The organism is Streptomyces sp. NPDC030165 (assembly GCF_055573595.1).
In genome coordinates this window covers 33562-58623 of the sequence record NZ_JBVIBD010000010.1, presented here as the reverse complement: position 1 = coordinate 58623, position 25062 = coordinate 33562, and the positions used below count along the sequence as shown (strand labels likewise).

Annotated in this window: 25 protein-coding genes; 16 read left to right on the top strand and 9 right to left on the bottom strand. The window is 73.4% G+C overall.

The window, feature by feature from the left end:
• The first annotated feature begins 97 nt into the window (after positions 1 to 97).
• Together ACZ4Z1_RS20095 and ACZ4Z1_RS20090 are read left to right on the top strand one after the other, a co-directional pair.
• The gene (locus ACZ4Z1_RS20095; RefSeq protein WP_468487942.1) at positions 98 to 1222 is read left to right on the top strand and encodes an alpha/beta hydrolase; all 1125 of its coding nucleotides are present in this window, start codon (positions 98 to 100) and stop codon (positions 1220 to 1222) included.
• A gap of 536 nt (positions 1223 to 1758) precedes the next feature.
• Complete coding sequence (locus ACZ4Z1_RS20090) at positions 1759 to 3297, top strand: hypothetical protein (protein WP_468487941.1); 1539 nt, start codon at positions 1759 to 1761, stop codon at positions 3295 to 3297.
• 77 nt (positions 3298 to 3374) lie between these two features.
• On the opposite strand, the gene ACZ4Z1_RS20085 is transcribed toward ACZ4Z1_RS20090, so the two are convergent.
• The gene (locus ACZ4Z1_RS20085; RefSeq protein ID WP_468487940.1) at positions 3375 to 3800 is read right to left on the bottom strand and encodes a VOC family protein; all 426 of its coding nucleotides are present in this window, start codon (positions 3798 to 3800) and stop codon (positions 3375 to 3377) included.
• 411 nt (positions 3801 to 4211) lie between these two features.
• Between ACZ4Z1_RS20085 and ACZ4Z1_RS20080 the strand changes: the two genes are divergently transcribed.
• The 3 genes from ACZ4Z1_RS20080 to ACZ4Z1_RS20070 all read left to right on the top strand — a co-directional run bounded on the left by ACZ4Z1_RS20080 (position 4212) and on the right by ACZ4Z1_RS20070 (position 7371).
• Positions 4212 to 5810 (top strand): ABC-F family ATP-binding cassette domain-containing protein, encoded by a 1599-nt coding sequence (locus tag ACZ4Z1_RS20080; RefSeq protein WP_468487939.1) that lies wholly within the window; start codon positions 4212 to 4214, stop codon positions 5808 to 5810.
• A 442-nt stretch (positions 5811 to 6252) separates the two neighbouring features.
• The gene (locus ACZ4Z1_RS20075) at positions 6253 to 6474 is read left to right on the top strand and encodes a helix-turn-helix domain-containing protein (protein ID WP_030021347.1); all 222 of its coding nucleotides are present in this window, start codon (positions 6253 to 6255) and stop codon (positions 6472 to 6474) included.
• A gap of 117 nt (positions 6475 to 6591) precedes the next feature.
• Positions 6592 to 7371, top strand: coding sequence for an enoyl-CoA hydratase/isomerase family protein (locus ACZ4Z1_RS20070; protein ID WP_468487938.1), 780 nt, complete (start codon positions 6592 to 6594; stop codon positions 7369 to 7371).
• 15 nt (positions 7372 to 7386) lie between these two features.
• Here ACZ4Z1_RS20070 and ACZ4Z1_RS20065 read toward each other — a convergent pair whose 3' ends face one another.
• A complete protein-coding gene (locus ACZ4Z1_RS20065; protein ID WP_468487937.1) occupies positions 7387 to 8145 on the bottom strand; it encodes a hypothetical protein in 759 nt (252 codons plus the stop codon).
• 193 nt (positions 8146 to 8338) lie between these two features.
• On the opposite strand from ACZ4Z1_RS20065, the gene ACZ4Z1_RS20060 reads away from it, so the two are divergent.
• The 5 genes from ACZ4Z1_RS20060 (at position 8339) to amaP (ending at position 10835) form a co-directional block, all read left to right on the top strand.
• Entirely contained in the window at positions 8339 to 8821 is a 483-nt protein-coding gene (locus tag ACZ4Z1_RS20060) for an Asp23/Gls24 family envelope stress response protein (protein WP_468487936.1), read from the top strand.
• A gap of 84 nt (positions 8822 to 8905) precedes the next feature.
• Entirely contained in the window at positions 8906 to 9103 is a 198-nt protein-coding gene (locus ACZ4Z1_RS20055; protein ID WP_030021351.1) for a hypothetical protein, read from the top strand.
• 6 nt (positions 9104 to 9109) lie between these two features.
• A complete protein-coding gene (locus ACZ4Z1_RS20050; RefSeq protein ID WP_468487935.1) occupies positions 9110 to 9514 on the top strand; it encodes an Asp23/Gls24 family envelope stress response protein in 405 nt (134 codons plus the stop codon).
• A complete protein-coding gene (locus ACZ4Z1_RS20045; protein WP_468487934.1) occupies positions 9511 to 10221 on the top strand; it encodes a DUF6286 domain-containing protein in 711 nt (236 codons plus the stop codon). The genes ACZ4Z1_RS20050 and ACZ4Z1_RS20045 overlap by 4 nt, the downstream gene beginning before the upstream one ends.
• 8 nt (positions 10222 to 10229) lie before the next feature.
• Entirely contained in the window at positions 10230 to 10835 is a 606-nt protein-coding gene (amaP, locus tag ACZ4Z1_RS20040) for an alkaline shock response membrane anchor protein AmaP (RefSeq protein ID WP_468487933.1), read from the top strand.
• A gap of 70 nt (positions 10836 to 10905) precedes the next feature.
• Here the strand turns inward: amaP and ACZ4Z1_RS20035 are convergent, their stop codons facing one another.
• From ACZ4Z1_RS20035 to ACZ4Z1_RS20015, 5 genes are all read right to left on the bottom strand, one after another.
• The gene (locus ACZ4Z1_RS20035) at positions 10906 to 11661 is read right to left on the bottom strand and encodes an SDR family oxidoreductase (RefSeq protein ID WP_468487932.1); all 756 of its coding nucleotides are present in this window, start codon (positions 11659 to 11661) and stop codon (positions 10906 to 10908) included.
• Positions 11662 to 11666: 5 nt separating this feature from the next.
• The gene (locus ACZ4Z1_RS20030; RefSeq protein WP_468487931.1) at positions 11667 to 13451 is read right to left on the bottom strand and encodes a glycoside hydrolase family 15 protein; all 1785 of its coding nucleotides are present in this window, start codon (positions 13449 to 13451) and stop codon (positions 11667 to 11669) included.
• Positions 13452 to 13647: 196 nt separating this feature from the next.
• Positions 13648 to 14523, bottom strand: a complete 876-nt coding sequence (locus tag ACZ4Z1_RS20025; RefSeq protein ID WP_468487930.1) for an SURF1 family cytochrome oxidase biogenesis protein — start codon at positions 14521 to 14523, stop codon at positions 13648 to 13650.
• Positions 14524 to 14573: 50 nt separating this feature from the next.
• Entirely contained in the window at positions 14574 to 14807 is a 234-nt protein-coding gene (locus ACZ4Z1_RS20020; protein ID WP_063726112.1) for a hypothetical protein, read from the bottom strand.
• A gap of 63 nt (positions 14808 to 14870) precedes the next feature.
• Positions 14871 to 15902 (bottom strand): DEDDh family exonuclease, encoded by a 1032-nt coding sequence (locus ACZ4Z1_RS20015; protein ID WP_468487929.1) that lies wholly within the window; start codon positions 15900 to 15902, stop codon positions 14871 to 14873.
• 379 nt (positions 15903 to 16281) lie between these two features.
• On the opposite strand from ACZ4Z1_RS20015, the gene ACZ4Z1_RS20010 reads away from it, so the two are divergent.
• From ACZ4Z1_RS20010 to ACZ4Z1_RS19995, 4 genes are read left to right on the top strand one after another with little or no spacing between them, the layout of a single operon-like run.
• Positions 16282 to 17292 (top strand): sterol desaturase family protein, encoded by a 1011-nt coding sequence (locus ACZ4Z1_RS20010; protein ID WP_468487928.1) that lies wholly within the window; start codon positions 16282 to 16284, stop codon positions 17290 to 17292.
• The gene (locus ACZ4Z1_RS20005) at positions 17289 to 17996 is read left to right on the top strand and encodes a lysoplasmalogenase (protein WP_468487927.1); all 708 of its coding nucleotides are present in this window, start codon (positions 17289 to 17291) and stop codon (positions 17994 to 17996) included. Before ACZ4Z1_RS20010 ends, ACZ4Z1_RS20005 begins: the two co-directional genes overlap by 4 nt.
• Positions 17997 to 18014: 18 nt before the next feature.
• Entirely contained in the window at positions 18015 to 19061 is a 1047-nt protein-coding gene (locus ACZ4Z1_RS20000) for a zinc-dependent alcohol dehydrogenase family protein (RefSeq protein ID WP_468487926.1), read from the top strand.
• Positions 19062 to 19120: 59 nt separating this feature from the next.
• On the top strand, positions 19121 to 20668 hold the full coding sequence (locus ACZ4Z1_RS19995) for a TIGR03086 family metal-binding protein (protein ID WP_468487925.1): 1548 nt from the start codon (positions 19121 to 19123) through the stop codon (positions 20666 to 20668).
• 70 nt (positions 20669 to 20738) lie between these two features.
• Here ACZ4Z1_RS19995 and ACZ4Z1_RS19990 read toward each other — a convergent pair whose 3' ends face one another.
• Entirely contained in the window at positions 20739 to 22262 is a 1524-nt protein-coding gene (locus tag ACZ4Z1_RS19990; protein ID WP_468487924.1) for a S8 family peptidase, read from the bottom strand.
• Positions 22263 to 22549: 287 nt separating this feature from the next.
• Entirely contained in the window at positions 22550 to 22735 is a 186-nt protein-coding gene (locus tag ACZ4Z1_RS19985) for a hypothetical protein (protein WP_468487923.1), read from the bottom strand.
• Positions 22736 to 22917: 182 nt separating this feature from the next.
• On the opposite strand from ACZ4Z1_RS19985, the gene ACZ4Z1_RS19980 reads away from it, so the two are divergent.
• Together ACZ4Z1_RS19980 and ACZ4Z1_RS19975 are read left to right on the top strand one after the other, a co-directional pair.
• Entirely contained in the window at positions 22918 to 23265 is a 348-nt protein-coding gene (locus ACZ4Z1_RS19980; protein WP_468487922.1) for a DUF485 domain-containing protein, read from the top strand.
• Positions 23262 to 24926, top strand: coding sequence for a solute symporter family protein (locus tag ACZ4Z1_RS19975; RefSeq protein WP_468487921.1), 1665 nt, complete (start codon positions 23262 to 23264; stop codon positions 24924 to 24926). The genes ACZ4Z1_RS19980 and ACZ4Z1_RS19975 overlap by 4 nt, the downstream gene beginning before the upstream one ends.
• Positions 24927 to 25062 lie beyond the last annotated feature (136 nt).

The window sequence follows — 25062 nt, the reverse complement described above, 5'->3', positions numbered from 1 at the left end:
GACGTCGCCGCTCCCCGCATCACGCCGTCGCTCCCGGCGTCACCCGGCCGCTCCCGCCCACTGGCCGCGGCGGCGACGCCCGCCCACACTGGGGAGGATGCGTCTGGGTACCGCGGCAGCAGCCGCCACCACGGTGATCGGTACCGGCGCGGCCGCGGTGGCGGCCGGCCGGTACGCCAGCGACATGGTCCTCAAGCCCGCGCCCGACCGGCCGCTGCCGGGCGACCCCCGGCTCACGGTGCACGCCACCGGCCCCGGGCGGATCACCCTCACCCGCAGCCTCGCCTCGCTGCGGCCCGGCACCTACGGCCTCACCGGCGCGGGCGGCCACGCCGTCGTCGGCCCCCTCCTGGACGGCTTCCCGCACCCGGCGGACACGGTCGTCCGCCGCCTGGAGCGGGTCACCCACGGCACCCTTCAGCCGGGCGCCCGGATGCGCCTGACCCCTCAGGTGCACATCGGCAACCCGCGCGACGCGCTGGACATCGACTGCGCCGACGTCGACATCCCCGGGGAGCTGGGCGCCCTGCCCGCCTGGTTCGTGCCCGGCGCCCGGAACACCTGGGTGATCACCGTGCACGGCCTGGGCACCACCCGGGAACACCCCATGGTGGTCATGCCGTTCCTCAGCGACCAGCAGCTGCCCGTCCTGGACCCCGCCTACCGCAACGACGTCGGCGCCCCGCACACCGCCGACGGCATCAGCCACCTCGGCGACTCCGAATGGCGCGACGTGGACGCCGCGATCCGCTACGCCGTCCAGTACGGTGCCGAACGCGTCGTCCTGCACGGCTGGTCCACCGGCGCGTCCATGGCCCTGCACGCCGCCGCCAGCTCCGCGCTGCGCGACCGCATCGCCGGCCTCGTCCTGGACTCGCCGGTCCTGGACTGGCAGGCCACCGTCCGCGCCCTGGCCGCCGCCCGCCGCGTCCCCCGCCCGCTGCTCCCGCTGGCCGTACGCGCCGCCGAGGGCAGTACCGGGCTGCACGCCGGACGGCTGGCCGAAGCCTGGGCCCCGGAACTGCTCACCGTGCCGACCCTGCTGATCCACGGGCCGCACGACACCCTCGCCCCCTGGGCGGCCTCCCGCGAACTGGCCGCCCGGCGCCCCGACCTGATCACGCTTCACCCTGTGCCGCACGCCCCGCACGCCGCCATGTGGAACGCCGACCCGGCCACCTACGAGGAGACGCTGCGCCGCTTCCTCACACCTCTCATGTGAGCTGCTCTGCGCGGCCTCCGGTCCGATTCCGCACGGCCACCGTGGCGCCGCTCGCGGCTGCGCGGCCTCCGGTCCGTCTTCGCGCGCTTTCTGCGGCATCGTTCGCGGCTTCGTGCCCTGCGTGCCCTCCGGTCTGTCTCCGTGCGCCTCCCGCGGTGCCGTTCGCGGCTGCGCCCCCGCGCGCCCTCCGGCCCGGCTCCGCACGCCTTCCGCCGCATGGCTCGCGGCTTCGCGCCCGCGTGGCCATGGCGACTTGCCCGTGTTGTGGCGGCCTGTCCGCGCTCCGTCTGCGCTCTCTTTGCGCGCCGCGGCACCCGGACGGCCCGTGGCGACCCGTCCGTACGGCCGGTGGCCGCACTGCGCACGTCCCGGGACGACCCCCTCGTACGGCCTGCGGCCACTCCCCGTACAGCCCCCGGTGACCCGCCCTTAGGGCCCGCCCCGTGCACCCCGTGCGCCCCTTGTACGACGGGCCGCCGGAACGTACCGACCGTTCCGATTGGGCTTTCGGGCCGTCAGCGGGAAGACTGCACCTTGTGACGTCCCGTACTCCGCGCGACTCCCGGCTCCGACTTGTCCCCCGTCAACCGATTGCCGCCGCCCGCCGAGCGGTGAGTACCCGGGCCGCCCGCCCGGCGCCCCGGCCGCCACAGGGCACCCCGCCGCCCGCGGAACTGGCGCGCCAGGCCCGCGCCGGCCTCGCCGGTGCCGTACGGCTCGCCCGCTGGGCCGACGGCGAGCACGGCGCGGGCCCCGGGCTGCGGGCCGGTACGGACGGCGCCCTCCCGGCGGACGTCGTCGAACAGGCGGCGCGCGACCTGCGGCTGACGCCGGACCAGGTCCGTACGGACTGGGACCTGGCCCGGCTGGCCGGACTCGTCGAACTGCACGGCGGCGTGGCCCGCCCCGGCTGGCGGCTGCGCGCCTGGGAGCGCGACGACACCGCCGTGCTGCGTGGCTGGGTCGCGCTCTTCGACGCCTGGTCGCTGGCGCGCCCCGCGCCGCCCGGCGCCGGGCCGACCGCCGTCGCCGAGGTCGTCGAGGCCGTGCCGCAACTGCTGTCCCTGCTGCACCTGTCGGCCGGCCCGGTCCGCCTCCCGGTCCTGCTGGACATGCTGGAACAGCGCGTCGCCGAACTCCGCACCGAGCGCTGCGAGGTGCCGTACGGACCGGACCGTGGCCCGGACGCGGGCCCGGACGCGGGCCCGGATGCGGGGTCGGGCGCGCACCCGAAAGCGGCCATGGACCCGGCGACGGACCCGGACACGGGCCCCGGGCCGGACGCGGGACCGGACCGGGCCGGAGCGGCGGGTGACACCGCGGGGGTGTCACTGGCGGCGCTCCTGGACTGGGCGCTGGACGGCCTCGCCGCCGTGGGGGCGCTCGTCGTGCGCGACGGCGCCAGGACCGGCGTGCCCGCCGAACGCGAAGCCCTGCTCACCCCCCTCGGCAACTGGTCGGTCTGGGTCAAGCTGGAGCAGATCTGTGTCGCCGCGCAGAGCCCCGCGGGCAACATCGAGCAGTCCGCCGAGGCGATGCTGCGCGGCTGCGCCCGGCTGACCCCGGGCCCGGCGCGCGCCGAATACCGTGCCTGGCTCGCCGCCCGGTCCGCGGGCAGCGCGGTCGAGGAGCTCCTCGACGTCGCCCGCGGCGAGGACGCGCTGCTGCGCGGCCTCGCCTTCGAGGCGCTGCGCGCCGTCGGCGCGCCCGCCGAGCCGGCCGTGCGCGCCGCCGCCGCCGAGCCCGGCCTGCGCCCGTACGCCCTGCTCTGGCTGGTCGAGCACGAGGGCGGCGACCCGGAGACCGCGCAGGACGTGCTCACCCGCGAGGAGTCCACCTGGCTGTGGGTGGACACCGCCGCGGCCGTCGCCGACCACGGCGAGAGCCAGCTGCTGGTCCGCCACCTCGACTCGGCCGTCCAGGGCTCCATCCCGCGCCTGCTGGAGGAGGTACGGGCCGTCGGCCACCCGCGCACCGTGCAGGTGCTGGTCGCGCTGGCCGCCGCCCACCCGGACCCGGCCCTCGCCAAGGCCGTCCGCCGCGCCGCCTTCCAGGTGCACACCGGCGGCGCCTGACGCTCCCGCGACCGGAACGGGCGCCCGGCCCGGTCGCGGAGCCCGGCGCCCCGCCCGCTCGACCCTTCGGCGCCCGCTCAGCCCTTCGGCACCGCCGGCGCGTACGTCCCGAAGGTCCAGAGGTTGCCCTCCAGATCGCGGGCCGTGTACTCACGGGAGCCGTAGTCCTGGTCCGTGAGCGGCATGACTATCTCCACCCCGGCCCGCTCGGCCCGCCGGTGGTGGGCGTCCGGGTCGGTGACGGTCGCGTACACCCCGACCGGGCCGCCGGCCCCGAGCGCTTCCTCGTACGGGCCGCCGGTGCCCTTCGAGCCCAGCATCACCACGCCGTTGCCGAAGGACAGCTCGGCGTGCAGCACCGCGCCGTCCTCGCTCTCGTACAGCGCGGTCCGCGTGAAGCCGAAGGCCTCCGTCAGCTGCTTGATCGCCGCCTTCGCGTCGCGGTACTGCAACGCGGGGCAGAACGTCGGTGCCCCTGCCGTGCCTGCCGTCACGTCGGTCATGACGGTCACCTTCCCTTGTCCGCGATCAGATCCTGCGAGCCCCGCTTCGAGACCCACATCACAGTGTGGCACCAGGGTCTGACAATGCCCCCGAAACACCCTCCGACCAGCCCGGCAGCCGAGCGGGACCGCTCAGCCGAAGGTGTCGCGGCGCGCCCTGCCACCCCGTGCGGGACCGGGCCGGGAACCACCGCTGCCGCCGCGCCGCCGGCCCGGGCGGCAGCCCGCGAAAACTGGTTGCACGTCACCGCTAGACTGGTCCGTATGGCAATTCTCCTCGTGCATTAGACGGCGCCGCACGCCGCTTCCGCCGCCCGTCCGCACCGGCTTGTGCCGTGCACGGGGCGCGCCGCCCGGCTGTGATCATCCCCGTCCTTTCCGCTGTCCTCATCTGCCCTGGAGTCTTTCCCCGTGATCACCGCCTCCGGCCTGGAGCTGCGCGCCGGCGCCCGCGTCCTCATCGAGTCCGCCTCCTTCCGTATCGCCAAGGGCGACCGGATCGGACTGGTCGGCCGCAATGGCGCGGGCAAGACGACCCTCACCAAGGTCCTGGCGGGCGAGGGCATCCCGGCCGCCGGCACGGTCACCCGCTCCGGCGAGGTCGGCTACCTGCCGCAGGACCCGCGCACCGGCGACCTGGACGTGCTCGCCCGCGACCGCATCCTGTCCGCCCGTGGCCTGGACACGGTGCTGCGCAAGATGCGCGAGAACGAGGACCGGATGTCCAACGGCAAGGGCGCCACCCGCGAGAAGGCGATGAAGAAGTACGAGCGCCTGGAGACGGAGTTCCTGACCAAGGGCGGGTACGCGGCCGAGGCGGAGGCCGCCACCATCGCGGCCAGCCTGGGCCTGCCGGACCGGATTCTCGGCCAGCCCCTGCACACCCTCTCCGGTGGTCAGCGGCGCCGCGTCGAGCTGGCCCGCATCCTCTTCTCGGACGCCGACACCCTGCTCCTGGACGAGCCGACCAACCACCTCGACGCCGACTCGATCGCCTGGCTGCGCGACTACCTCAAGACGTACCGCGGCGGCTTCATCGTGATCTCCCACGACGTCGAACTGGTCGAGACCGTGGTCAACAAGGTGTTCTACCTGGACGCCAACCGGTCCCAGATCGACATCTACAACATGGGCTGGAAGCTGTACCAGCAGCAGCGCGAGGCCGACGAGAAGCGCCGCAAGCGCGAGCGCGCCAACGCCGAGAAGAAGGCCGCCGCGCTGCACTCGCAGGCCGACAAGATGCGCGCCAAGGCCACCAAGACCGTTGCCGCGCAGAACATGGCCAAGCGTGCCGACAAGCTCCTCGCGGGCCTGGAGGAGGTGCGGGCTTCCGACAAGGTCGCCAAGCTGCGCTTCCCGGACCCCGCGCCCTGCGGCAAGACGCCGCTGACCGCCGAGGGCCTGTCGAAGTCGTACGGCTCGCTGGAGATCTTCACCGACGTCGACCTGGCCATCGACAAGGGCTCCCGGGTCGTCATCCTCGGCCTGAACGGCGCGGGCAAGACGACGCTGCTGCGGCTGCTGGCGGGCGTGGAGAAGCCGGACACCGGCGAGGTGCGCCCCGGGCACGGCCTGAAGCTGGGCTACTACGCCCAGGAGCACGAGACGCTGGACCCGGACCGCACGGTCCTGGAGAACATGCGCTCGGCCGCGCCGGACATGGACCTGGTCGACATCCGTAAGACGCTCGGCTCGTTCCTGTTCTCCGGTGACGACGTCGACAAGCCCGCGGGTGTGCTCTCCGGCGGTGAGAAGACCCGGCTGGCGCTGGCCACCCTGGTCGTCTCCTCCGCCAACGTGCTGCTCCTGGACGAGCCGACCAACAACCTCGACCCGGCCAGCCGCGAGGAGATCCTCGGTGCGCTGCACACCTTCACCGGCGCCGTGGTGCTGGTCTCCCACGACGAGGGCGCGGTGGACGCCCTCCAGCCGGAGCGCATCATCCTGCTGCCCGACGGTGTCGAGGACCTGTGGGGCCAGGACTACGCGGACCTCGTCGCGCTGGCTTGAGGCGCGCGGCCGAGGCTCGCGTCCGGGCCACGGCGGGGCCTCGTGGCCGTGCCTTCCCGCGTCCGCCGCCCGCCGTCCGTGCCCGCCGGATCGCCGGACGTGTTCCGGGGCCGGGAGGGATCAAGGACGTATGGATCATTCGGCCGACGGGTGATCCATCATCTGAGTGAGTGCGGCTCGTACATCGGCGAGCCTCCCTGTGACGGCCGGGCCCTGTGGGCCCGGCCGTCATCATTTCGTACCAGCCCCCTCTGACCTGCTTGTTCGCCGAGAATTCCGGGGATGGAGCAGTGGAGTTCAGAGCGGAATCCCTAATTCCAAGAGTCAATACGGCGCCTTCAGCGCCAAAGGATGTCCCACGGACCTTGCTGAATGGGTGGCCAGGAAGGCCGGGAGGGGTGATCATGAGAGTCCAGAGCGCACTTCCCACGAGGAGGCACGGGTGGCCGAGACTCTGAAGAAGGGCAGCCGGGTGACCGGCGCCGCGCGCGAGAAGCTCGCGGCAGACCTGAAGAAGAAGTACGACTCCGGAGCGAGCATCCGGGCGCTGGCCGAAGAGACCGGCCGCTCCTACGGGTTCGTGCACCGGATGCTCAGCGAATCCGGTGTGACCCTGCGTGGTCGTGGCGGAGCCACCAGGGGCAAGAAGGCCGCCTCGGCCTGACCGAGGCGTTCCGCTCCGGGAGCTACGGTGCCACCCGGTCGGTCGAGCAGGCGACCGGGTGGTTACTGTTCAGTCACTTAAGCACGCAAGTGCGGTCGGCTGACTCGGAGGCGCCCCATGACTCTGCTCGACAAGGACGGTGTGCGGCTCACCGTGGACGACGTGATCGCCACGGTGACCCTCGCCGAACCGGCCAAACGCAACGCGCAGTCGCCCGCCATGTGGCGGGCGCTGGCCGAGGCCGGATCGCTGGTGCCGGGTGATGTCCGGATCGTGGTGCTGCGCGGCGAGGGCAAGTCCTTCTCCGCCGGCCTGGACCGGCAGGCGTTCACGCCCGAAGGCTTCGACGGCGAACCGTCGTTCCTCGACATGGCGCGCGGCCCGGACAGTGAACTGGACGCCACGATCGCCGAGTACCAGGAAGCGTTCACCTGGTGGCGGCGGACCGACGTGGTGTCCATCGCCGCTGTCCAGGGACATGCGATCGGCGCCGGCTTCCAGCTCGCGCTCGCCTGCGACCTGCGGGTGTGCGCCGACGACGCGCAGTTCGCCATGCGCGAGACCAGCCTCGGGCTGGTGCCGGACCTGACCGGCACCCACCCCCTGGTCTCCCTGGTCGGTTACGCCCGCGCGCTGGAGATCTGCGCCACGGGCCGCTTCGTGCACGCCGACGAGGCCGAGCGCATCGGCCTGGCCAACCTCGTCGTGCCCGCCGCGGACCTGGACGGCGCCGTCGCGGACCTGGCGGGGGCCCTCGTCGCCGCCCCGCGGGACGCCGTCATCGAGACCAAGGCCCTGCTGGCGGGCGCCGCTTCCCGTACGTACGAGGAGCAGCGGGCCGCCGAACGTGCCGCGCAGGCACGCCGCCTGCGGGACCTGGCGGGCCTGGGCGAGTGACCGCGTAGCGCAACCTCAGGAGGCGGCGGGCGGTCCGAGGGCGGCGACGAGCACCGCGACGGTGGGCCGCTGCCCGCCCGCCGCCTGCCCGGCGTCCGCCGCTCTCTCGACAGCGCCGCGTACCGCCCGCGCCACGTCCAGCGCCCGCCGGTCCGGCGCGGCGGCCAGCTGCACGAGTACGTGCCCGTCCTCCTCGCGCACCGGCCGGGACAGCGCCCCCAGGGCCGGTACGAGCCCGACGACCCCCGGGACGCGCAGTACGGCCGCCTCCAGGGGACCGGCGTCGTCGGCGGTGGCTCCGCCCGTGCCCGGCGTGCTGCCGGGGGACGCATCCCGGGACGCGTCCTCGCCCTTGCCGCCGCTCTCCCCGCACTCACCCTCGTCGAGCAGATCGGTGACCCGCAGGTCCACGGTGGACACCTCCAGGCCCAGCCGCTCCGCCGCGCCCGCCAGCAGCGCTTCGCGCAGCATGCCCGCGGAGGCGGGGACCGGGCGCCCGGCCGTGGCCGCGAAGTCCGCCTCGATCAGCAGCGGTCCCGGTGGCAGCGCGCTCGGCGGCGACGGGACCGTCGGCTCGGGCGCGGCGTCCGCGTCCGCCAAGGACAACCGGAGCGTACCGACGCGCAGCCCCGGCAGCGCGTCGCCCGCCTCCCGCAGCACGCCGGCGGCCGCCCGTTCGGCGATCCACGCCCCGTCCGCCGGGCCGCCCAGCGGCAGCAGCCGGCCCAGCCCGAGCTGCCGCCGTACCGCCGTCACCAACTGGTCACCGGCCACCGGCCGTCACCTCTTTCCTGAAAGGTCCTTCCACCTTGCCGCACGCCCGGCCGGGCGGCAGGGGCACGGACCCGAATGGCGGTAATCGGTCCACCCTGCTGCCGCATCCCCGGAGCGGGCCCGGGGAACCGGACTTACGGTGGGAATCGGAGCGGCTTCGAGCTCCGCCCCTGTCGGAAAGGGACGATCGGCGATGACCGAGAGCGAACAAGGTAACCGGCCCGAGCCGCGGACCGGAGACGCGCAGGGCAAGACGCTGGGGGCCAAGCGGGGCGGCGGCGACCCCGCGACCCGCGGGCGTACCACCATCGCCGACGGCGTCGTGGAGAAGATCGCCGGGATGGCCGCCCGCGACGTGATGGGCGTGCACGCGATGGGCAGCGGCTTCGCCCGCACGCTCGGCGCGATGCGCGACCGGGTGCCCGGCGGCGGCAAGTCGGTGACCCGCGGCGTCAAGGCCGAGGTCGGCGAGGTGCAGACCGCGCTGGACCTGGAGATCCTCGTCGAGTACGGCGTGTCCATCGCGGATCTCGCCCGGGAGGTACGGGAGAACGTCATCTCCGCCGTGGAGCGGATGACGGGCCTGGAGGTCGTCGAGGTCAACATCGCGGTGAGTGATGTGAAACTGCCCGACGACGAGGACGACGAGGACGACCAGGAGCCGCGTCTCCAGTAGAGCCGGGGGGCGGTTTTCAAGACAATCGCGCCGGGGCTTCGCTCCGCAGGACCCGGCCGGGGTGGTAGCGAAGGGAAGCGCGGGATGAGCATGGCCGTGGTCGGTCTGTTGGCCGGAATGGCGCTGGGCTTCGCCGGATACTTCGGCGGTTTCGGCGCGTTCGTACTGGTGGCGGCGTTGGGCGCCATCGGATTCATCGTCGGGAAGTTCGTGGACGGCGATCTGGAGGCCGGCGAGTTCTTCCGGACGCGTACGGGCGACCGCGACGACCGGCGGAGGTGACGCCCGGTGGCGACCGTGTCCCCCGCGGCCGCGGCACCCGGCGCCGCCCAGCCGGCCGTACCGGCCGGTGAACGGGGCGCCACCCGGGTCGCGGACCGGGTCGTGGCCAAGATCGCCGCGCAGGCCGCGCGCGAGGCCCTGCGCGACGCGTCCGCCGCGCACACCGACGCCCACGCGTCGGTGACGGTGCGCCGGCGCGACGGACGGCGGGACTTCGGCGAGGCCCGGGTACGGGTGGCCGTCGAACTGGGCTACCCCTCCGACATCGGCGCCCAGTGCGGCGCCGTACGCCGGCAGGTGACACAGCGGGTGCGGGAACTGGCCGGCATGTCGGTGCCCGAGGTCGCGGTCCAGGTCGAGCGGCTGCACGCGCCCCAGACGGAGCGGTCCGGCCGGGGGAGGGTGCGATGAACGACGACGATCCCGATCTGCGGCGCACCCAGCGGCTGCCCGCCCTCGACAAGACGGCGGGCGCCACGGCGGTACCGCCCGGCTCCGGCTCCGCTGAGGACTCCGGGCGCACCGGCTCGGCGGACACCGGCCGGCCCCCCTGCGAGGAGACGGACGGCGGCGGCGGGCGGGCCCGGCGCTTCTGGGCGGCGCGGCGCGTGCCCGCCACGCTGGTCGCGCTCGTCGTACTCGGCGCCGCGGGGCTGCTGCTGTACGACGTGGCCGCGGTGCGCGCCGACCGCCCCGCCATGGCCTGGCGCAAACGCCTCGCCGCGGAGCTGGCCTCCCGTCACCTGGACGACGGGTGGGTCCTGGTGGGCGGCGCGGTGGCCGTGGTCCTCGGCCTCTGGCTGCTGATCCTCGCGATCACGCCCGGCCTGCGCGCCGTGCTGCCGATGCGGCGCACCACGCCGGACGTACGCGGCGGCCTGGACCGCGCCGCGGCCGCGCTGGTGCTGCGCGACCGGGCCATGGAGGTGCCGGGCGTGCAGTCCGTACGGGTCGCCGTCGGCCGCCGCCGGGCCAAGGCGCGCGCGGTCTCGCACTTCCGCGAACTGGACGAGGTACGGAGCGACCTGGACACGGCGCTCGGCGACGGGCTGCGGCAGCTGGGCCTCGCCCGGCGGCCCGCGCTGTCCGTGCGGGTGCGCCGGTCGGCGAAGAGGTGAGCACGGCGATGCGCAAGGTGCTGCGAACGGTCAACCGGGTGCTGCTGGGCCTGACGGGCCTGGTCCTGATCGGCGCCGGCGGCACGGTGCTGTTCGGCGGCTTCGACCTGCCGCGCAAGTGGAATCTCGGCATGCCGTCCGGCTGGCGCTGGTCCCGTCCCGACGACGTGCTGCTGACGGACGCGGACCGGACGCGCTGGACGGACAGCGGCTGGTGGTGGCCGGTGGTCATCGCGGTACTGGCCGTCCTCGTCCTGCTGGCGCTGTGGTGGCTGCTGTCCCAGTTCCGGCGGCACCGGCTGCGCGAGATCCTCGTGGACAGCGGCGACGGCGAGGGCGCCCAGCTGCGCGGCCGGGCGTTGGAGAGCGCCCTGACGGCCGAGTCCGAGTCGCTGGACGGGGTCGACCGGGCCCGCGTCCGGCTGACCGGGCGCCGCACGGAACCCCGGCTGCGCGCCGGACTGGCCCTCGCCCCGCACGCCGAGCCCTGCGCCGTGGTCGCCCGCCTCTCCTCGGAGGCCATCGCCCACGCCCGCACCTCGGCCGGCCTGGAGAAGCTGCCCGCCGAGGTACGGCTGCGGGCGGTCAAGCACCGCGCGGAGCGGGTGAGTTAGTCCCTGGGCGCGGGGCCCGGGCAGGCGCCGGTGACGTCTGCCGCGCAGGAGCAGCCCCCGCACCCCACCTTCAGAACCCCCGCCGCGCCCCGCCGTCCACCGGCACCATCACCCCCGTGACGTACGACGCCGCGGGGGACAGCAGGAACGCCGCGGTACGGCCGAACTCCTCCGGTTCGCCGTAGCGGCGCAGGGGGATGGAGGCGCTGTTGCGGGCGCGGGACTCCTCCGGGGCGCCGGACAGGGCGTCGAGCTGGGTCATCCGGTCCGTGGCGATGCGTCCCGGCAGGACGCCGAAGACGCGGATGCCGCGCGGGCCCAGTTCGTCGGCGAGTGCCTTGGCGTAGCCCGCGAGGCCGGGGCGCAGGCCGTTGGAGATGGCCAGGCCGTCGATGGGCTCGTGGACCGAGCCGGACAGGACGAAGCCGATCGCGCCGCCGTCGCCGAGCGCGGCGGACGCGGTGCGGGCGAGCCGTACCGCGCCGAGGAAGACCGATTCGAACGCGGCCTGCCACTGGTCGTCGGTGTTGCCGGTGGGCGCTCCCGGCGGCGGGCCGCCGACGCTGACGAGGATGCCGTCCAGGCGGCCGAAGCGTGCGCGGGCGGCGTCGACCAGGCGGGCGGCGGCGTCGGGGTCGGCGTTGTCCGCGGCGACGCCGTACGCGCGGTCGCCGAGCGAGGCGGCGGCTGCCTGGGCGCTCTCCTCGCCGCGGCCGCTGAGGACGACGTTCGCACCGTCGGCGACCAGCTCCCGCGCGGTGGCGAAGCCCAGGCCGCGGGTGGCGCCGGTGACGATGTAGGTCCGGTCGGTGAGTCCTAGATCCATGGGGGTCAGTCTGCCCCGTCGCACCCGAACATGGTGAAGGCGGTACCGATGAGGCCGACGTGACTGAACGCCTGCGGGAAGTTGCCCAGCTGGCGGCCGGCGACCGGGTCGTACTCCTCGGCCAGCAGCCCCACGTCGTTGGGCAGCCGGAGCAGCCGGTCGAACAGTTCCCCGGCCTCCTTCCGCCGCCCGGTCAGGTGCAGGGCCTCGGCCAGCCAGAATGAGCACACCAGGAAGGTGCCCTCGTCGCCCGGCAGCCCGTCGACGGCGGCGGTGCCGGTGCTGTAGCGCCGTATCAGCCCGCCGTGTGCCAGTTCCTCGCGGACCGCATCGACCGTGCCGATCACCCGCGGGTCGTCGGCGGGCAGGAAGCCCAGGCGCGGGATCAGCAGCGTCGAAGCGTCCAGCAGGTCCGAGCCGTAGGACTGGGTGAAGGTGTTGCGCCCGGCGTCGTAGCCCTTGTCGCAGACCTCGCGGTGCACCGCGTCGCGCATCGCCCGCCAGCGGTCGACGTCCCCCTCCAGGCCCGGGTCGGCTTCGACCGCCTTGACGGCGCGGTCCGCGGCGACCCACGCCATGATCTTGGAGTGCACGAAGTGCCGGCGGGGCCCGCGCACCTCCCACAGCCCCTCGTCCGGCTCGCGCCAGTGGGACTCCAGGAAGTCCAGCAGCGAGCGCTGGATGTTCCAGGCGTGCGGCTTGGACGGCAGGCCCGCGACGCGCGCGATGTGGAAGGAGTCCAGCACCCCGCCGTACACGTCGAGCTGCCGCTGCTCGACGGCGGCGTTGCCGATGCGTACGGGCAGGGAGCCGCCGTAACCGCCGAGCCACGGCAGTTCGGTCTCCGGCAGCCGCCGCTCGCCGCCCAGGCCGTACATGATCTGGAGGTCGGCGGGAGCTCCGGCCACCGCGCGCAGCAGCCAGTCGCGCCAGGCCGCGGCCTCTTCGGTGTATCCGGCGGTGACCAGGGAGTTGAGGGTCAAGGTGGCGTCGCGCAGCCAGCAGAAACGGTAGTCCCAGTTGCGTACGCCGCCCAGCTCCTCGGGCAGCGAGGTGGTGGGCGCCGCGACGATGCCGCCGGTGGGCGCGAAGGTCAGGGCCTTGAGCGTGATCAGTGAGCGCAGCACTTGCGCGCGGTACGGACCGTCATAACGGCAGTGCGCCGACCACGCCTGCCAGTCCTCCAGGGTGTGCTCCAGCGCCTCGTACGGGTCGATCTCGGCGGGGCGCGGCTCGTGCGAGGGGTGCCAGGTCAGGATGAACGCCACCCGCTCGCCGGCGGCGACGCCGAAGTCCGAGCGGGTGCTGAGCCCCTGTCCGTACGTCTTGACCTCGGGCTCGGTGCGCAGCCACACGGAGTCGGGCCCGGCCACCGCGACCCGGCACCGGCCGACGTGCCGCACCCAGGGCACGATCAGGCCGTAGTCGAAGCGCAGCCGCAGCACCCCGTGCAGGGGGACGTCGCCCTCCAGGCCCTCCACGATGCGGATGACGTCGGGCGCGCGGTCGCGCTGCGGCATGAAGTCGGTGACCTTCACCGAGCCGGTGGCGGTGTGCCAGACGGTGTCCAGGACGAGGGAGTCGCCGCGGTAGGAGCGTTCGGGCCGGGCGTCGGGGTCGGTGGGGGCGAGCAGCCAGTGCCCGTTCTCCTGGTCGCCGAGGAGCGCCGCGAAGCAGGCGGCGGAGTCGAAGTGGGGCAGGCACAGCCAGTCGACCGAGCCGTTCCGGCCGACCAGGGCGGCGGTCTGCAGGTCGCCGATGAGCGCGTAGTCCTCGATGGGTGCGTGCATGCGGCGCCCCTTCCGTCAACGGCCGGCGGCTAGGGCGTTTCTGAAGGATCTCCGTGGCCTCGCGACGCCCGGCACGCACCCTCGCCGCACGGCGCGAAGGGACAGGTGGCTCCGCCACATGACCCTTCACACCGCACTCCGAGCGCAAGCACCGAACGCCGCTCGGTGTCCTCCACGGAGATCCATCAGAAACGCCCTAGTCGGTGCTGGCGACTGTACGACTCAGGGGGCCGGAGGGGGTGGATTCCGCGGTGTCGGTGCCTGCGCCGCCGTCTCCGCCGCCGTCGCCCGCGGTTTCGGTGTCCTTCGCGGCAGCGATCCGGTCCTTGCGCTCCCGGCGGACCAGGACGAACCAGCCGACGGGTACGGCCGCGGCGAACAGCCACCACTGGACCGCGTAGGCCATGTGCGGGCCGATGCTGTCGTGGTCCGGCTCGGGCACCTGTTCGGGCTTGCCGTCGGCGGGCTTCGGGGCGGTCTGCTCGATGTAGCCGCCGAGGACCGGCCGGTGCAGGGCCTCGGCCTGCCGCTTGCTGTTGATCAGCATGACCTGGCGCTCGGGCAGGCCGCGCTTGTCCTTGATGCCGCTGCCCTCGGTGGTCTCGTCCGCCATCATCCGGCCGGTGACGGTGACCCTGCCCTCGGGGGCGGCGGGCACCTCGGGGAAGCGGGTGAGGTCGTTGCCGGCGGCGATCCAGCCGCGGTTGACCAGCACGGCGGCGCCCTTGCGCGGTCCCTGGTCCAGGACCAGCGGGGTCAGTACGTAGTAGCCGATGGTCTGCTCGTCGGCGGCGGTCCGCTGGCGGACCACGACCTCGTGCTCGGTGTCGTACGTGCCGGTGGCGGTGACCCGGCGCCACATGTCGTCGCGGGGCAGCGTCCGGCCGGGGGCGGTCAGGTCGGTGACCGGTACCGGGTCGGCGGCGAGATTGCCCGCGATGAGCTGGTTCTGCGCGACCCGGTGCTGGTGGCGGTGGTACTGCCAGAACCCCAGCTTGATCATCACTGGGATCAGGACGAGGCCCACGAGGGTGAGGATCACCCACTGCCGGGACAACAGGAAGCGGTACACCCCATGAAGGTACAACCGAGGCATCCGGCACCCGGGCGGCGGGGTCGGTCTCAGACCCGGTCGACGATGCCCGCCTGGCCCTCCGCGCGGGCGCAGTGGGCACCGCAGAACCAGCGCCCGGCGGCCTCCACGCCCTGCCCGATGATCTGGCACCGGCAGTGCTCGCAGATCGGCGCCATGCGGTGGATGGCGCAGGAGAAGCAGTCGAAGACGTGCACCGCGCCTTGTGCGTGCACTTCGAACGTCATGCCGTATTCGTTTCCGCAGACCTCACAACGTGCCATGCGCCACAGCGTGCGCATGCGGCGGGCGGTGGGGCGAGCCTGCGGGAGGCGTGTTGTGGGGCTTCACCCGGACGCAGGCGCCGGGGCCACGTCCTGGAGGAGCTGCATGAAGGCCGCCTCGTCGATCACCGGCGTGCCGAAGGACGCGGCCTTGGCGGTCTTGGACGTCCGCGCGTCGGGATCGTTGGTGACCAGCAGGCTGGTCAGCCGCGAGACGCTGGTGGCCACGTGCAGGCCGGCCTCGATGGCACGGTCCTCCAGCAGCTCACGGTCGACGGAGGTGTCACCGGAGAACGCCACCCGCATGCCCTGCATCAGGCGGGCGCCCGGCTCGTACCGGCCCGGGTTCGGGTACGGGCAGGCCGGCCGCTTGCGGGACGGGCGCCAGGTCGTCGGGCGGTAGGCGGACGCGGCCGTCCGCTGCCGGGGCGCCGCCGGGCCGTCCGCCCACTCCGTGAGCGGCTGGCAGGCCAGCAGCGGCAGGCGCAGGTTGGCCTGGGCGGCCAGCCGCAGACTGGGGCGGAACGCCTCGGCCAGCACGCGGGCGTCGTCGAGTGCGTGGTGGGCGTGCTGCTGGGTGACGCCGTAGTGCGCGGCGAGGGATTCCAGCTTGTGGTTGGGCAGTGGCAGCCGCAGCTCCTTGGAGAGCGCGATCGTGCACAGCCGCTGCCGTACGGGGGCCTCGGCCTCGGCGCGGGCGTACTCGCGGGCGATCATCGACCAGTCGAACATCGCGTTGTGCGCGACCAGGACGCGCCCTTCCAGCCGCTCGGACAGCTCGGGGACGATCTCCGGGAAGAGCGGCGCGGCGGAGAGCATGTCGCTCGTCAGACCGTGGATCCACACCGGGCCCGGGTCCCGCTCCGGGTTGACCAGGGTGTACCAGTGGTCCTCGACCTCGCCGTGGGTGTCGAGGCGGTACACGGCGGCGGAGACTATCCGGTCGTCGCGGGCCAGGCCGGTGGTCTCCACGTCGACGACCGCGTATCCCTTCGGGTACGCGGCCGGCCAGGAGGCGGCCGCCTCCGGAGGGGACGGCTGCTGCCCGATCGCCGGGGTGATCGGGCGGGCTGCTGCCATATGGTCTTCGAGCATGGTCACTGAGGATACGGGCCCCCACTGACAGCGCCACCGCCCTCCCCGTACCGCCGGGCGCCCCGGCCCGGCCCGTGACCGTACGGACCGGTGCGGACGTGCGCGAACGGCACGCGGACCGCCGCCGGTTGGGCCCCGAAAGGGGGACGCGGTCAGGCGGCGGTACACGGTCCTCTCCCCGTGTCGTGCTGCCGCCGGGCCCTTCCTGTGGCGTTACGTCGCAATGGTCCGGTTCGGGCGAGTGGGGATGTGCGAGTCCGTGTGCGTGCGGGCCTGTGCGTGTACGAGCCTGCGCGCACTCGTCGCTGACACTCCTTCTTACATACTTCTCGGTAACAACCCCTAGCGAGGGCCCCGTCGGCGCCTTTATGGTGCCGACATGCCGCACCTGCCCGATGTCGTGCTGTGGTCCGTGCCCGCTTTCGTCGTCCTGACCGTGGTGGAGATGGTGAGCTACCGCCTCCATCCCGACGAGGACGCCGCCGGATACGAGGCGAAGGACGCCGCGACGAGCGTCGGCATGGGGCTGGGCAGCCTGGTCTTCGACGCGCTGTGGAAGATCCCGATCGTCGCCGTCTACTCGGCCGTCTACACGCTGACGCCGCTGCGCGTGCCCGTCCTGTGGTGGACGCTGCCGCTGATGCTGCTCGTACAGGACTTCTTCTACTACTGGTCGCACCGCGGGCACCACGTCATCCGCGTCCTGTGGGCGTGCCACGTGGTGCACCACTCCAGCGAGAAGTTCAACTTCACCACCGCGCTGCGCCAGCCGTGGACGACCTGGACGGTCTGGCCGTTCTACGTGCCGATGATCGCGCTCGGCGTGCACCCGGCCGCGGTCGCGTTCTGCTCGGGAGCCAACCTCGTGTACCAGTTCTGGGTGCACACCGAGCGCGTCGGCAGGCTGCCCAGGCCCTTCGAGTACGTCCTGAACACGCCCTCCCACCACCGGGTGCACCACGCCTCCCAGGGCGGCTACCTGGACCGCAACTTCGGCGGCATCCTCATCATTTGGGACCGGATGTTCGGCTCGTTCGTCCCGGAGACGGAACGTCCGGTGTACGGCCTCACCAAGAACATCCACACCTTCAACCCGCTGCGCGTCGCCACCCACGAGTACGCGGCCATCGCGCGGGACGTACGGGCCGCGGGCAGTTGGAGCGAGCGGGCGGGGCGGGTGTTCCGGGGACCGGGATGGCAGCCGGCGGGGCTCGTGGGCGGCGAGGCCCCCGGGAGGACCGAGGCGTCCGAGGCGCCCAAAGCCGTGAAGCCTCCCAAAACGGTGAAACCGCCTAAGGTCGCCAAGGTGCCCAAAGCGGCCAAGAACGCCAAGCCCGCCTCGAAGGACTCCGCCTCGAAGGGCTCCACCCCGAAGGAGCCCGTAGCGTGACGACCGCCGCGCGCACCGCGCGGGTCCTGCTCGGCGCTTTCGCCGCACTGACCCTGGTCCACCTCGGAGCCCTGCTCACCGACGCGACCACCGTCGCGCACCTGACCAAACCCGCGCTGATGCCGGTGCTGGCCGCCTGCGTGCTGGCCGCCGGCGCGCCCCGGCTGCTCGCCGTCGCGCTGCTGCTCGGCTGCGGCGGCGACACCCTCCTGCAGACCGGCGACGACGGGCTCTTCCTGGTCGGCATGGGCTCCTTCGCCGCCGGACACGTCTGCTACCTGGTGCTCTTCGCCCGGCGCGGCGCCTTCCCCGGCGGGCTCCGGCTCTGCGGACCGCTCGCCGCCGGCTACGCGGCCGCCTGGCTCGGCTTCGTCGCCCTGCTGTGGCCGGACCTGGCCACGGACCTGCGGCCGCCGGTCGCCGCGTACAGCCTGCTGCTCACCGCGACCGCCTTCGGTGCCCTGCGGCTCGGGCCGCGGGCCGCGCTCGGCGGGCTGCTCTTCCTGCTCTCCGACTCGCTGCTCGCCACCGGTCTGGCCCATTGGCAGCAGCCGCCCGCCGCCCAGTTCTGGGTGATGCTGACGTATGCGGCGGCCCAGTACGCGCTGGCCGACGGCGTACGGCGTACGTACGCGGCAGGCGAACGCGACCGGGTCGCCGGTATCACTCGGGCGTACGGTGAGGTGCGTAGTACAACCGTCTGAAGTGCAAGGAATGTACGTATGCGCGCCACCACCATCCACGCACCCCGTGACATCCGCGTCGAGGAGGTACCGGACGCCGCGGTCCGGGAACCGGGGGACGCGGTGGTGCGGGTGCTGCGGGCCTGCATCTGCGGCAGCGACCTGTGGGCCTACCGGGGCGAGACCCACCGCGAGTGCGGACAGCGGATCGGCCACGAGTTCCTCGGCACGGTCGAGGAGACCGGCCCCGAGGTGTCCGGCTTCCGGCCGGGCGACCTCGTCGTCGCGCCCTTCACCTGGTCCGACGGCGTGTGCGAGTTCTGCGTCGAGGGCCTGACGACCTCCTGCGAACACGGCGGCTTCTGGGGCGGCACGCCCGGCTCGGACGGTGGCCAGGCCGAGGCCGTCCGCGTCCCGTACGCCGACGGCACCCTCGTCAAGCTGCCCGCCGACGCGGCCGGCGACGACCGGCTGCTGACCGCGCTGCTCTCGCTCTCCGACGTGCTCGGCACCGGCCACCACGCGGCGGTCGGCGCGGGCGTGCGGCCCGGCGCGACGGTCGCGGTCGTCGGCGACGGCGCGGTCGGCCTGTGCGGTGTGCTCGCCGCGCAGCGGCTGGGCGCCGAACGGATCATCGCGCTCGGCCGGCACACCGCCCGTACCGACCTCGCCCGCGCCTTCGGGGCCACCGACGTGGTCGCCGAGCGCGGCGACGCGGCCGTGGCGGCGGTGCGCGAGCTGACCGGCGGCCGGGGCGCGCACGCCGTCATCGAGGCCGTCGGCACCGAGCAGTCCATGGCCACCGCCGTCGGCATCACCCGGCCCGGCGGCGCGATCGGCTGGGTCGGCGTCCCGCACGGCAGCGGCAACGGCCTGGACATGGGGGCGCTGTTCCAGAACAACATCACGGTACGCGGCGGCGTCGCCCCCGTCCGTACGTACATCCCCGAGCTGCTGCCGGACGTCCTGGACGGCACCGTCGACCCGTCGCCGGTCTTCGACCTGGCGGTGGACCTCGACGGCGTCCCGGACGGCTACCGCGCGATGGACGACCGCAGCGCACTGAAGGTGCTGGTCAAGCCCTGATCGGCGAGCACGTCCCGGGGCTTGAGTCTCCCTCCGGGGGAGACCCGACAGTGGACGGCATGAACGAGGACGGCGGCGGCCTGCTGACGATCGGCGCGCTGGCCCGGCTCACCGGGGTCACGGTGAAGACGGTCCGGCGCTGGTCCGACGAGGGCCTGCTGCCGCCCGCCGCCCGCACCCCCGCGGGCTACCGGCTGTACGGCCCCGACGCGCCCGCCCGCCTGGAGACCGTGCGCACCCTGCGCGAACTCGGCATCGGCACCGCGGAGATCCGCGCCGTACTGCGCAGCGAACGCACCGTCGCCGACACCGCCCGGCACTGGGCGGACGCGCTGGACGCGCAGATCCGCGCCCTGCGGCTGCGGCGCGCCGTGCTGCGGGCGGTGGCCGCGCGGGGGACCGCAGCCGAGGAGCTACCGGACGTGCACCGACTGGCCCGCCTGACCGCCGCCGAACGGCGCCGCGTCATCGAGGAGTTCGTCACCGACGCCCTCGACGGCGTGGACGCCCCCGCCTACCGCGCCGGCCTGCTGGCCGCCACCCCCGACCTGCCCGAGGACCCCGCGCCCGACCGGCTCGGCGCCTGGCTCGACCTGGCCGAGCACGTCCAGCGGCCCGAGGTGCGGGCCGCGCTGCGGCGGCTGGCCGAATTCAGCGCCCGCACCACCCCCGCCGTACCGTCCGCGACGGCCGCGCAGGACGCGGCACGCGTCGCCCACCTGATGCGCGAGCGCGGCGAGGCGGCCCTCGCGGCCGGTGTCGCCGCCGACTCCCCGGCGGCGGAACCCGTCGTGGCCGAACTGGTCGCCGCCTGGCTGCCCACCCAGGCCGGCACGGCCGACCCGCCCGATCGGGACGGCGCCCGCGCGCGCCGCGGACTGCTGAAGCAGCTGGAGGCCGCCACCGAGCCGCACATCGAGCGGTACTGGCAGCTGATGTGCACCGCCACCGGCCGCCCCCAGCCGCCCCGTTGGGACGCAGCGGGCGCGTGGACCGCAGCCGCGCTGCGCGCCCATCCGGAGCCTGGCCCAGACCTCGTCCTGCCGCCCGCGCCGGACGCGCAGCGCGCGCTGTACGTGTACGAGCGGGTGGCCGCGCATGTCACCGCGCTGGTCGACGCCGTACCGCAGGAAGCGCTGGCGGAGCCCACGCCGTGCGACGACTGGACCGTACGGCACCTCATCGACCACATGACGTGGGAAAACCTGATGATCACCTCGATCGCCCGGGACGCGCCGCGCACCGACCCGGACACCGACCACCTGGACGACGACCACGCCGCCGCCTTCCGGGAATCGGTGGACGGCCTGCTCGCGGCCTTCACCGGCAGCGGCATCCTGGAGGGCACGTACGGCCCGTACGACGCACCCGGCGCGCTCTTCGCGCAGCAGGCCGCCGTCGAACTCCTCGCGCACGGCTGGGACCTGGCCCGCGCACTCGGCGCGCCCACGGACCTGGCGCCGGAGGTCGCCGACGAGGTGCTGGCAGCGGCCCAGGGCATCTACGGGGCGGCACCGCGTACGCAGGGCGGTTCGTTCGCCCCGGAGCGGCCCGCGCCCGAGGGGGCGGGCGGGGCGGACCGGCTGGCCGCCTACCTGGGCAGGTGAAACGGCGTGGGGGCCGGGCGGTCACACCGCCCGGCCCCTGCCGCGGACCGTCACCGGTCCGTCGGCCGCGTCAGTCCTGGACCGCGTCCAGCGCGTCCACGATGCCGTAACCGAAGTGGCCGTTGACGTGCTGCGTACCGGTGCACGTCTTGTCGGCGGCCGGGCAGCCCGGGTTGTCGGCCTGCATCTTCAGGAGCCACTGGATCTCCTGCGGGCTGGACTTCGGGTGGGTGCTCTTCAGCAGCGCCACGACACCGGCCACGTGCGGGCTGGCCATCGAGGTGCCCTGGAGGTAGCCGTAGTCACCACCGGGCATGGTGGACAGGATGCCGCCGTTCTTGGCGGGCAGCTCCGGGACCTGGCGGGAGTCGCCGCCGGGCGCCGACACGTCGATCACGCCGTTGCCGTAGTTCGAGTAGTACGACTTCAGGTTCTTGACGCCCGTCGCGGCGACCGTGACGGTGCCCGGCAGCTGGGTCGGCACGTCCCAGCACTTCTTCGGGTCGATGGTGCGCGTCACCGGCGTCGAGTCGTTCGGGCTGGAGGTGTCGGTCAGCTGCGCCGCCGCCAGGTCCAGGTTGGAGTTGCCGGCCGCGGCGACGTTCACCACGCCCTTGCCCTCGGCGTACTTGGCGGCCCGGCCGACGGCGTCCACGATGGCGCCCTGGTCCAGGTCGTCCTTGCAGTTGAACATCCACGGGTCGACGTAGTAGCTGTTGTTCGTCACCTTGGCGCCGTGGTCGGCCGCGAAGACGAAGGCGCACACCACGCTCTCGGCGTAGAACAGGCTCGTCGTGGGCTCGCTGACCTTGATGGCGGAGAGCTTGACGCCCGGCGCCACACCGGCCACGCCGACACCGTTGCGCGCGGCGGCGATGCTGCCCGCGACGTGCGTGCCGTGGTAGTCCTCGGCCGGGTCGTACGGGCGCCAGGCGCCGGGTGAGGTGTCCGCCACGCCGCCCACGCAGTTCGCCGACTGCTTGGGGGCGAAGTTGGGCTTCAGGTCGGGGTGGGTGTCGTCCACACCGGTGTCGATGACCGCGACGGTGACCTTCTTGCTGCCCTCGTCGATCTTCGCGGCCCGGTCCGCCTTGATGGCGGGAATGTCCCACTGGAGCGGCTCCAGCGGCTCCTTGTCGTCGCCCGCGGCGTTGGCCACGCGGGCCGCCTTGGCCGCCTTGTCGGCGGTGAGCTTCTCGACCTTCTGGGGCTTGCCGACGTCCGTGGTGGCGGACGCCTTGAGCGGTGTCGTACGGGTGGCGCCGGCGGACTGCACGCCCGGCGCCTTGCGTATCGTGGCCGCGAACAGCGGATTCGCCGAATGGACGACGATCACGCCTATCTTCTCGTGGGCGACGACCACCTTGCCGCCGGCCGCCTTGATCGCCTTCGTGACCCGGCCGACCGAGGCGTGGCCCGGCGTGGCGTTCACGACGTACGAGAGCTCCGGTCCGTCAGCGGTGACGGCGGCCGCCGGGGCCGCGTCCTGGGACGCGGCGGTGGCCGCGGCCGGCAGGAAGCCGAGGGATGCCGTCAGAGCCAGACCGAGCGGCACGGCAAGCGCCCGCACCCGTCTGGATCGGGGATGCGCCATGGGTACTCCACATCATCCGTGAGACCGCCCGTACGCGGATTGCGCAGGGGCGGGTGCATACCGCCGTCCGGGGGAACGGCCCCCACGCGCGGCAAGTCCCCGTGAAGTTATCCGTGTCGACCACGGAACATCAATGGATCAGGGAGAAAACCTGTCACAAGCCGCGGATTGACGTCCCGTCAGGCACGGGGGTCACGGACGGGTCACGGGGTCACCTGACCCGCTGCCGCCCCGACGCCGGTATGCACGGCACCGGTACGCACGGTTCCGGTGCGTACGGCCCGGCCTCAGGGCTGGCGTCGCAGCGCCGCCAGGCTCAGCGGCGCCAGCACCGGCCGGTGGCCGTACCAGCGCCCCGGCGCCGTCCGTACGGGCCGCCGGGGGGCCGGGGCCGCCGTGACGGGAGCGGCCAGCCGCACCGTTCCGTACGGGCGGCGGCCCGGTCCCGGGGGCTCGGTGTGCGGTGTGGACATCACACCTTGCCCAACGAACGGGCCCGGCCGCGGTGGCGGCCGGCACCCGTGCTTCCTGCCGAATTCAACCAACCGACCTCTGTCACTTCGGATGCCGCCCCTCTACGATGCGTGATCCGGATCACTTACGCACCCTTTATCGCCGGGCTCCGTCGTCCGCCCCTACGCCACCAGGAGATTCCGTGAGCACCGCACCACCGCCCACCGGCCCGGAGCCGCGCCGGCCGCCGGACTTCACCGAGGTCCAGGCGAGCCGGGAGTTCGGCGAACTGCGCCGGTCCCACCGTTCGTTCGCCTTTCCGCTCACCGTCGCCTTCATCCTCTGGTACCTGCTGTACGTGCTGCTCTCCAGCTACGCCGGCGGCTTCATGGGCACCAAGGTCTTCGGCCACGTCAACGTCGCCTTCGTGCTCGGCATCGCGCAGTTCGTGACCACCTTCGTCATCGCCTGGTGGTACGCCCGCCACGCCGCCGCGAAGCTGGACCCCAAGGCCGAGGCGATCAAGTCCCGCGTGGAGGGTGACGCATGAGCGCGACCGAACGGATCACCACCGGTACGGGGCGGCTCGCCGACGGCGCGGCCCAGCTCGCCGCGGGCGGCGCGGGCGAGCACCGGGCGCTGATCATCACCCTGTTCGCGGTCTTCGTCGCCGCGACGCTGGGCATCACCGTCTGGGCCGGCCGGCAGACCAAGGGCACCGAGGACTTCTACGCGGGCGGCCGCCAGTTCAGCGGCTTCCAGAACGGCCTGGCGATCTCCGGCGACTACATGTCCGCCGCGTCCTTCCTCGGCATCGCCGGCGCCATCGCCCTCTTCGGCTACGACGGCTTCCTGTACTCCATCGGCTTCCTCGTCGCCTGGCTCGTGGCGCTGCTGCTGGTGGCCGAACCGCTGCGCAACTCGGGCCGGTTCACCATGGGCGACGTGCTCGCGTACCGGATGCGCCAGCGCCCGGTGCGCACCGCCGCCGGCGTCTCGACGATCATCGTCTCGATCTTCTACCTGCTGGCCCAGATGGCGGGCGCGGGAGCCCTGGTCACGCTGCTGCTCGGCATCACCAGCGAGACCGGCAAGATCCTGGTCGTCGTCCTGGTCGGCGTCGTGATGATCCTCTACGTGTCCATCGGCGGCATGAAGGGAACCACCTGGGTGCAGATGGTCAAGGCCGTCCTGCTGATCGCGGGCACCCTGCTCATCACGTTCCTGGTGATGCTCAAGTTCAACTTCAACATCTCCACGCTGCTGGGCAGGGCCGCCGAGGAGAGCGGCAAGGGCGCCGCCTTCCTGGAGCCGGGCCTGAAGTACGGCGTCACCGCCACCTCGAAGATCGACTTCATCTCGCTGGGCATCGCGCTGGTCCTGGGCACGGCCGGCCTGCCGCACATCCTCATCCGCTTCTACACCGTGCCCACGGCCAAGGCCGCCCGGAAATCCGTGAACTGGGCGATCGGCATCATCGGCGTCTTCTACCTGATGACCATCGCACTGGGCTTCGGCGCCGCCGCCCTGATCAAGCCCGCCACGATCATCGCGTCCAACAAGGCGGGCAACACGGCCGCCCCGCTGCTCGCCCAGGAGATCGGCGGCGGCGCCGACTCCACCGGCGGCGCGATCCTGCTCGCGGTGATCTCCGCGGTGGCCTTCGCGACCATCCTCGCCGTCGTCGCCGGGCTCACCCTCGCCTCGTCCTCCTCCTTCGCGCACGACCTGTACGTCAACGTCATCCGCAGGGGCGAGGCGACCGAGAAGGAGGAGGTGGCCGCGGCCCGCTGGGCGACCGTGGGCATCGGCGCCGTCGCCATCGTCCTCGGCGTCTTCGCGCGCGGCCTGAATGTCGCGGGCCTGGTGGCCCTCGCCTTCGCCGTCGCGGCCTCCGCCAACCTGCCGACGATCCTCTACAGCCTGTTCTGGAAACGGTTCACCACCCAGGGCGCGCTGTGGTCCATCTACGGCGGCCTGGCCTCCTCGGTGCTGCTGGTGCTCTTCTCGCCGGTCGTCTCCGGCAAGCCGACCTCGATGTTTCCCGGCGTGGACTTCCACTTCTTCCCGCTGGAGAACCCGGGTCTGATCTCCATCCCGCTGGGCTTCCTGCTGGGCTGGCTGGGCTCGCTGCTGTCCAAGGAGGAGCCGGACGTGAAGAAGTACGCCGAACTGGAGGTCCGTTCCCTGACCGGCACCGGGGCGCACTGACCCGTAAGGCTCCGGTCTTCCGTACCGAAGGCGGGGGGGGGGGGGGGGGGGGGGGGGGGGGGGGGGGGGGGGGGGGGGGGGGGGGGGGGGGTGGGGGTTGGGTATTGTAGCGTCTCGAGTCCCTTCCGTATGGCCA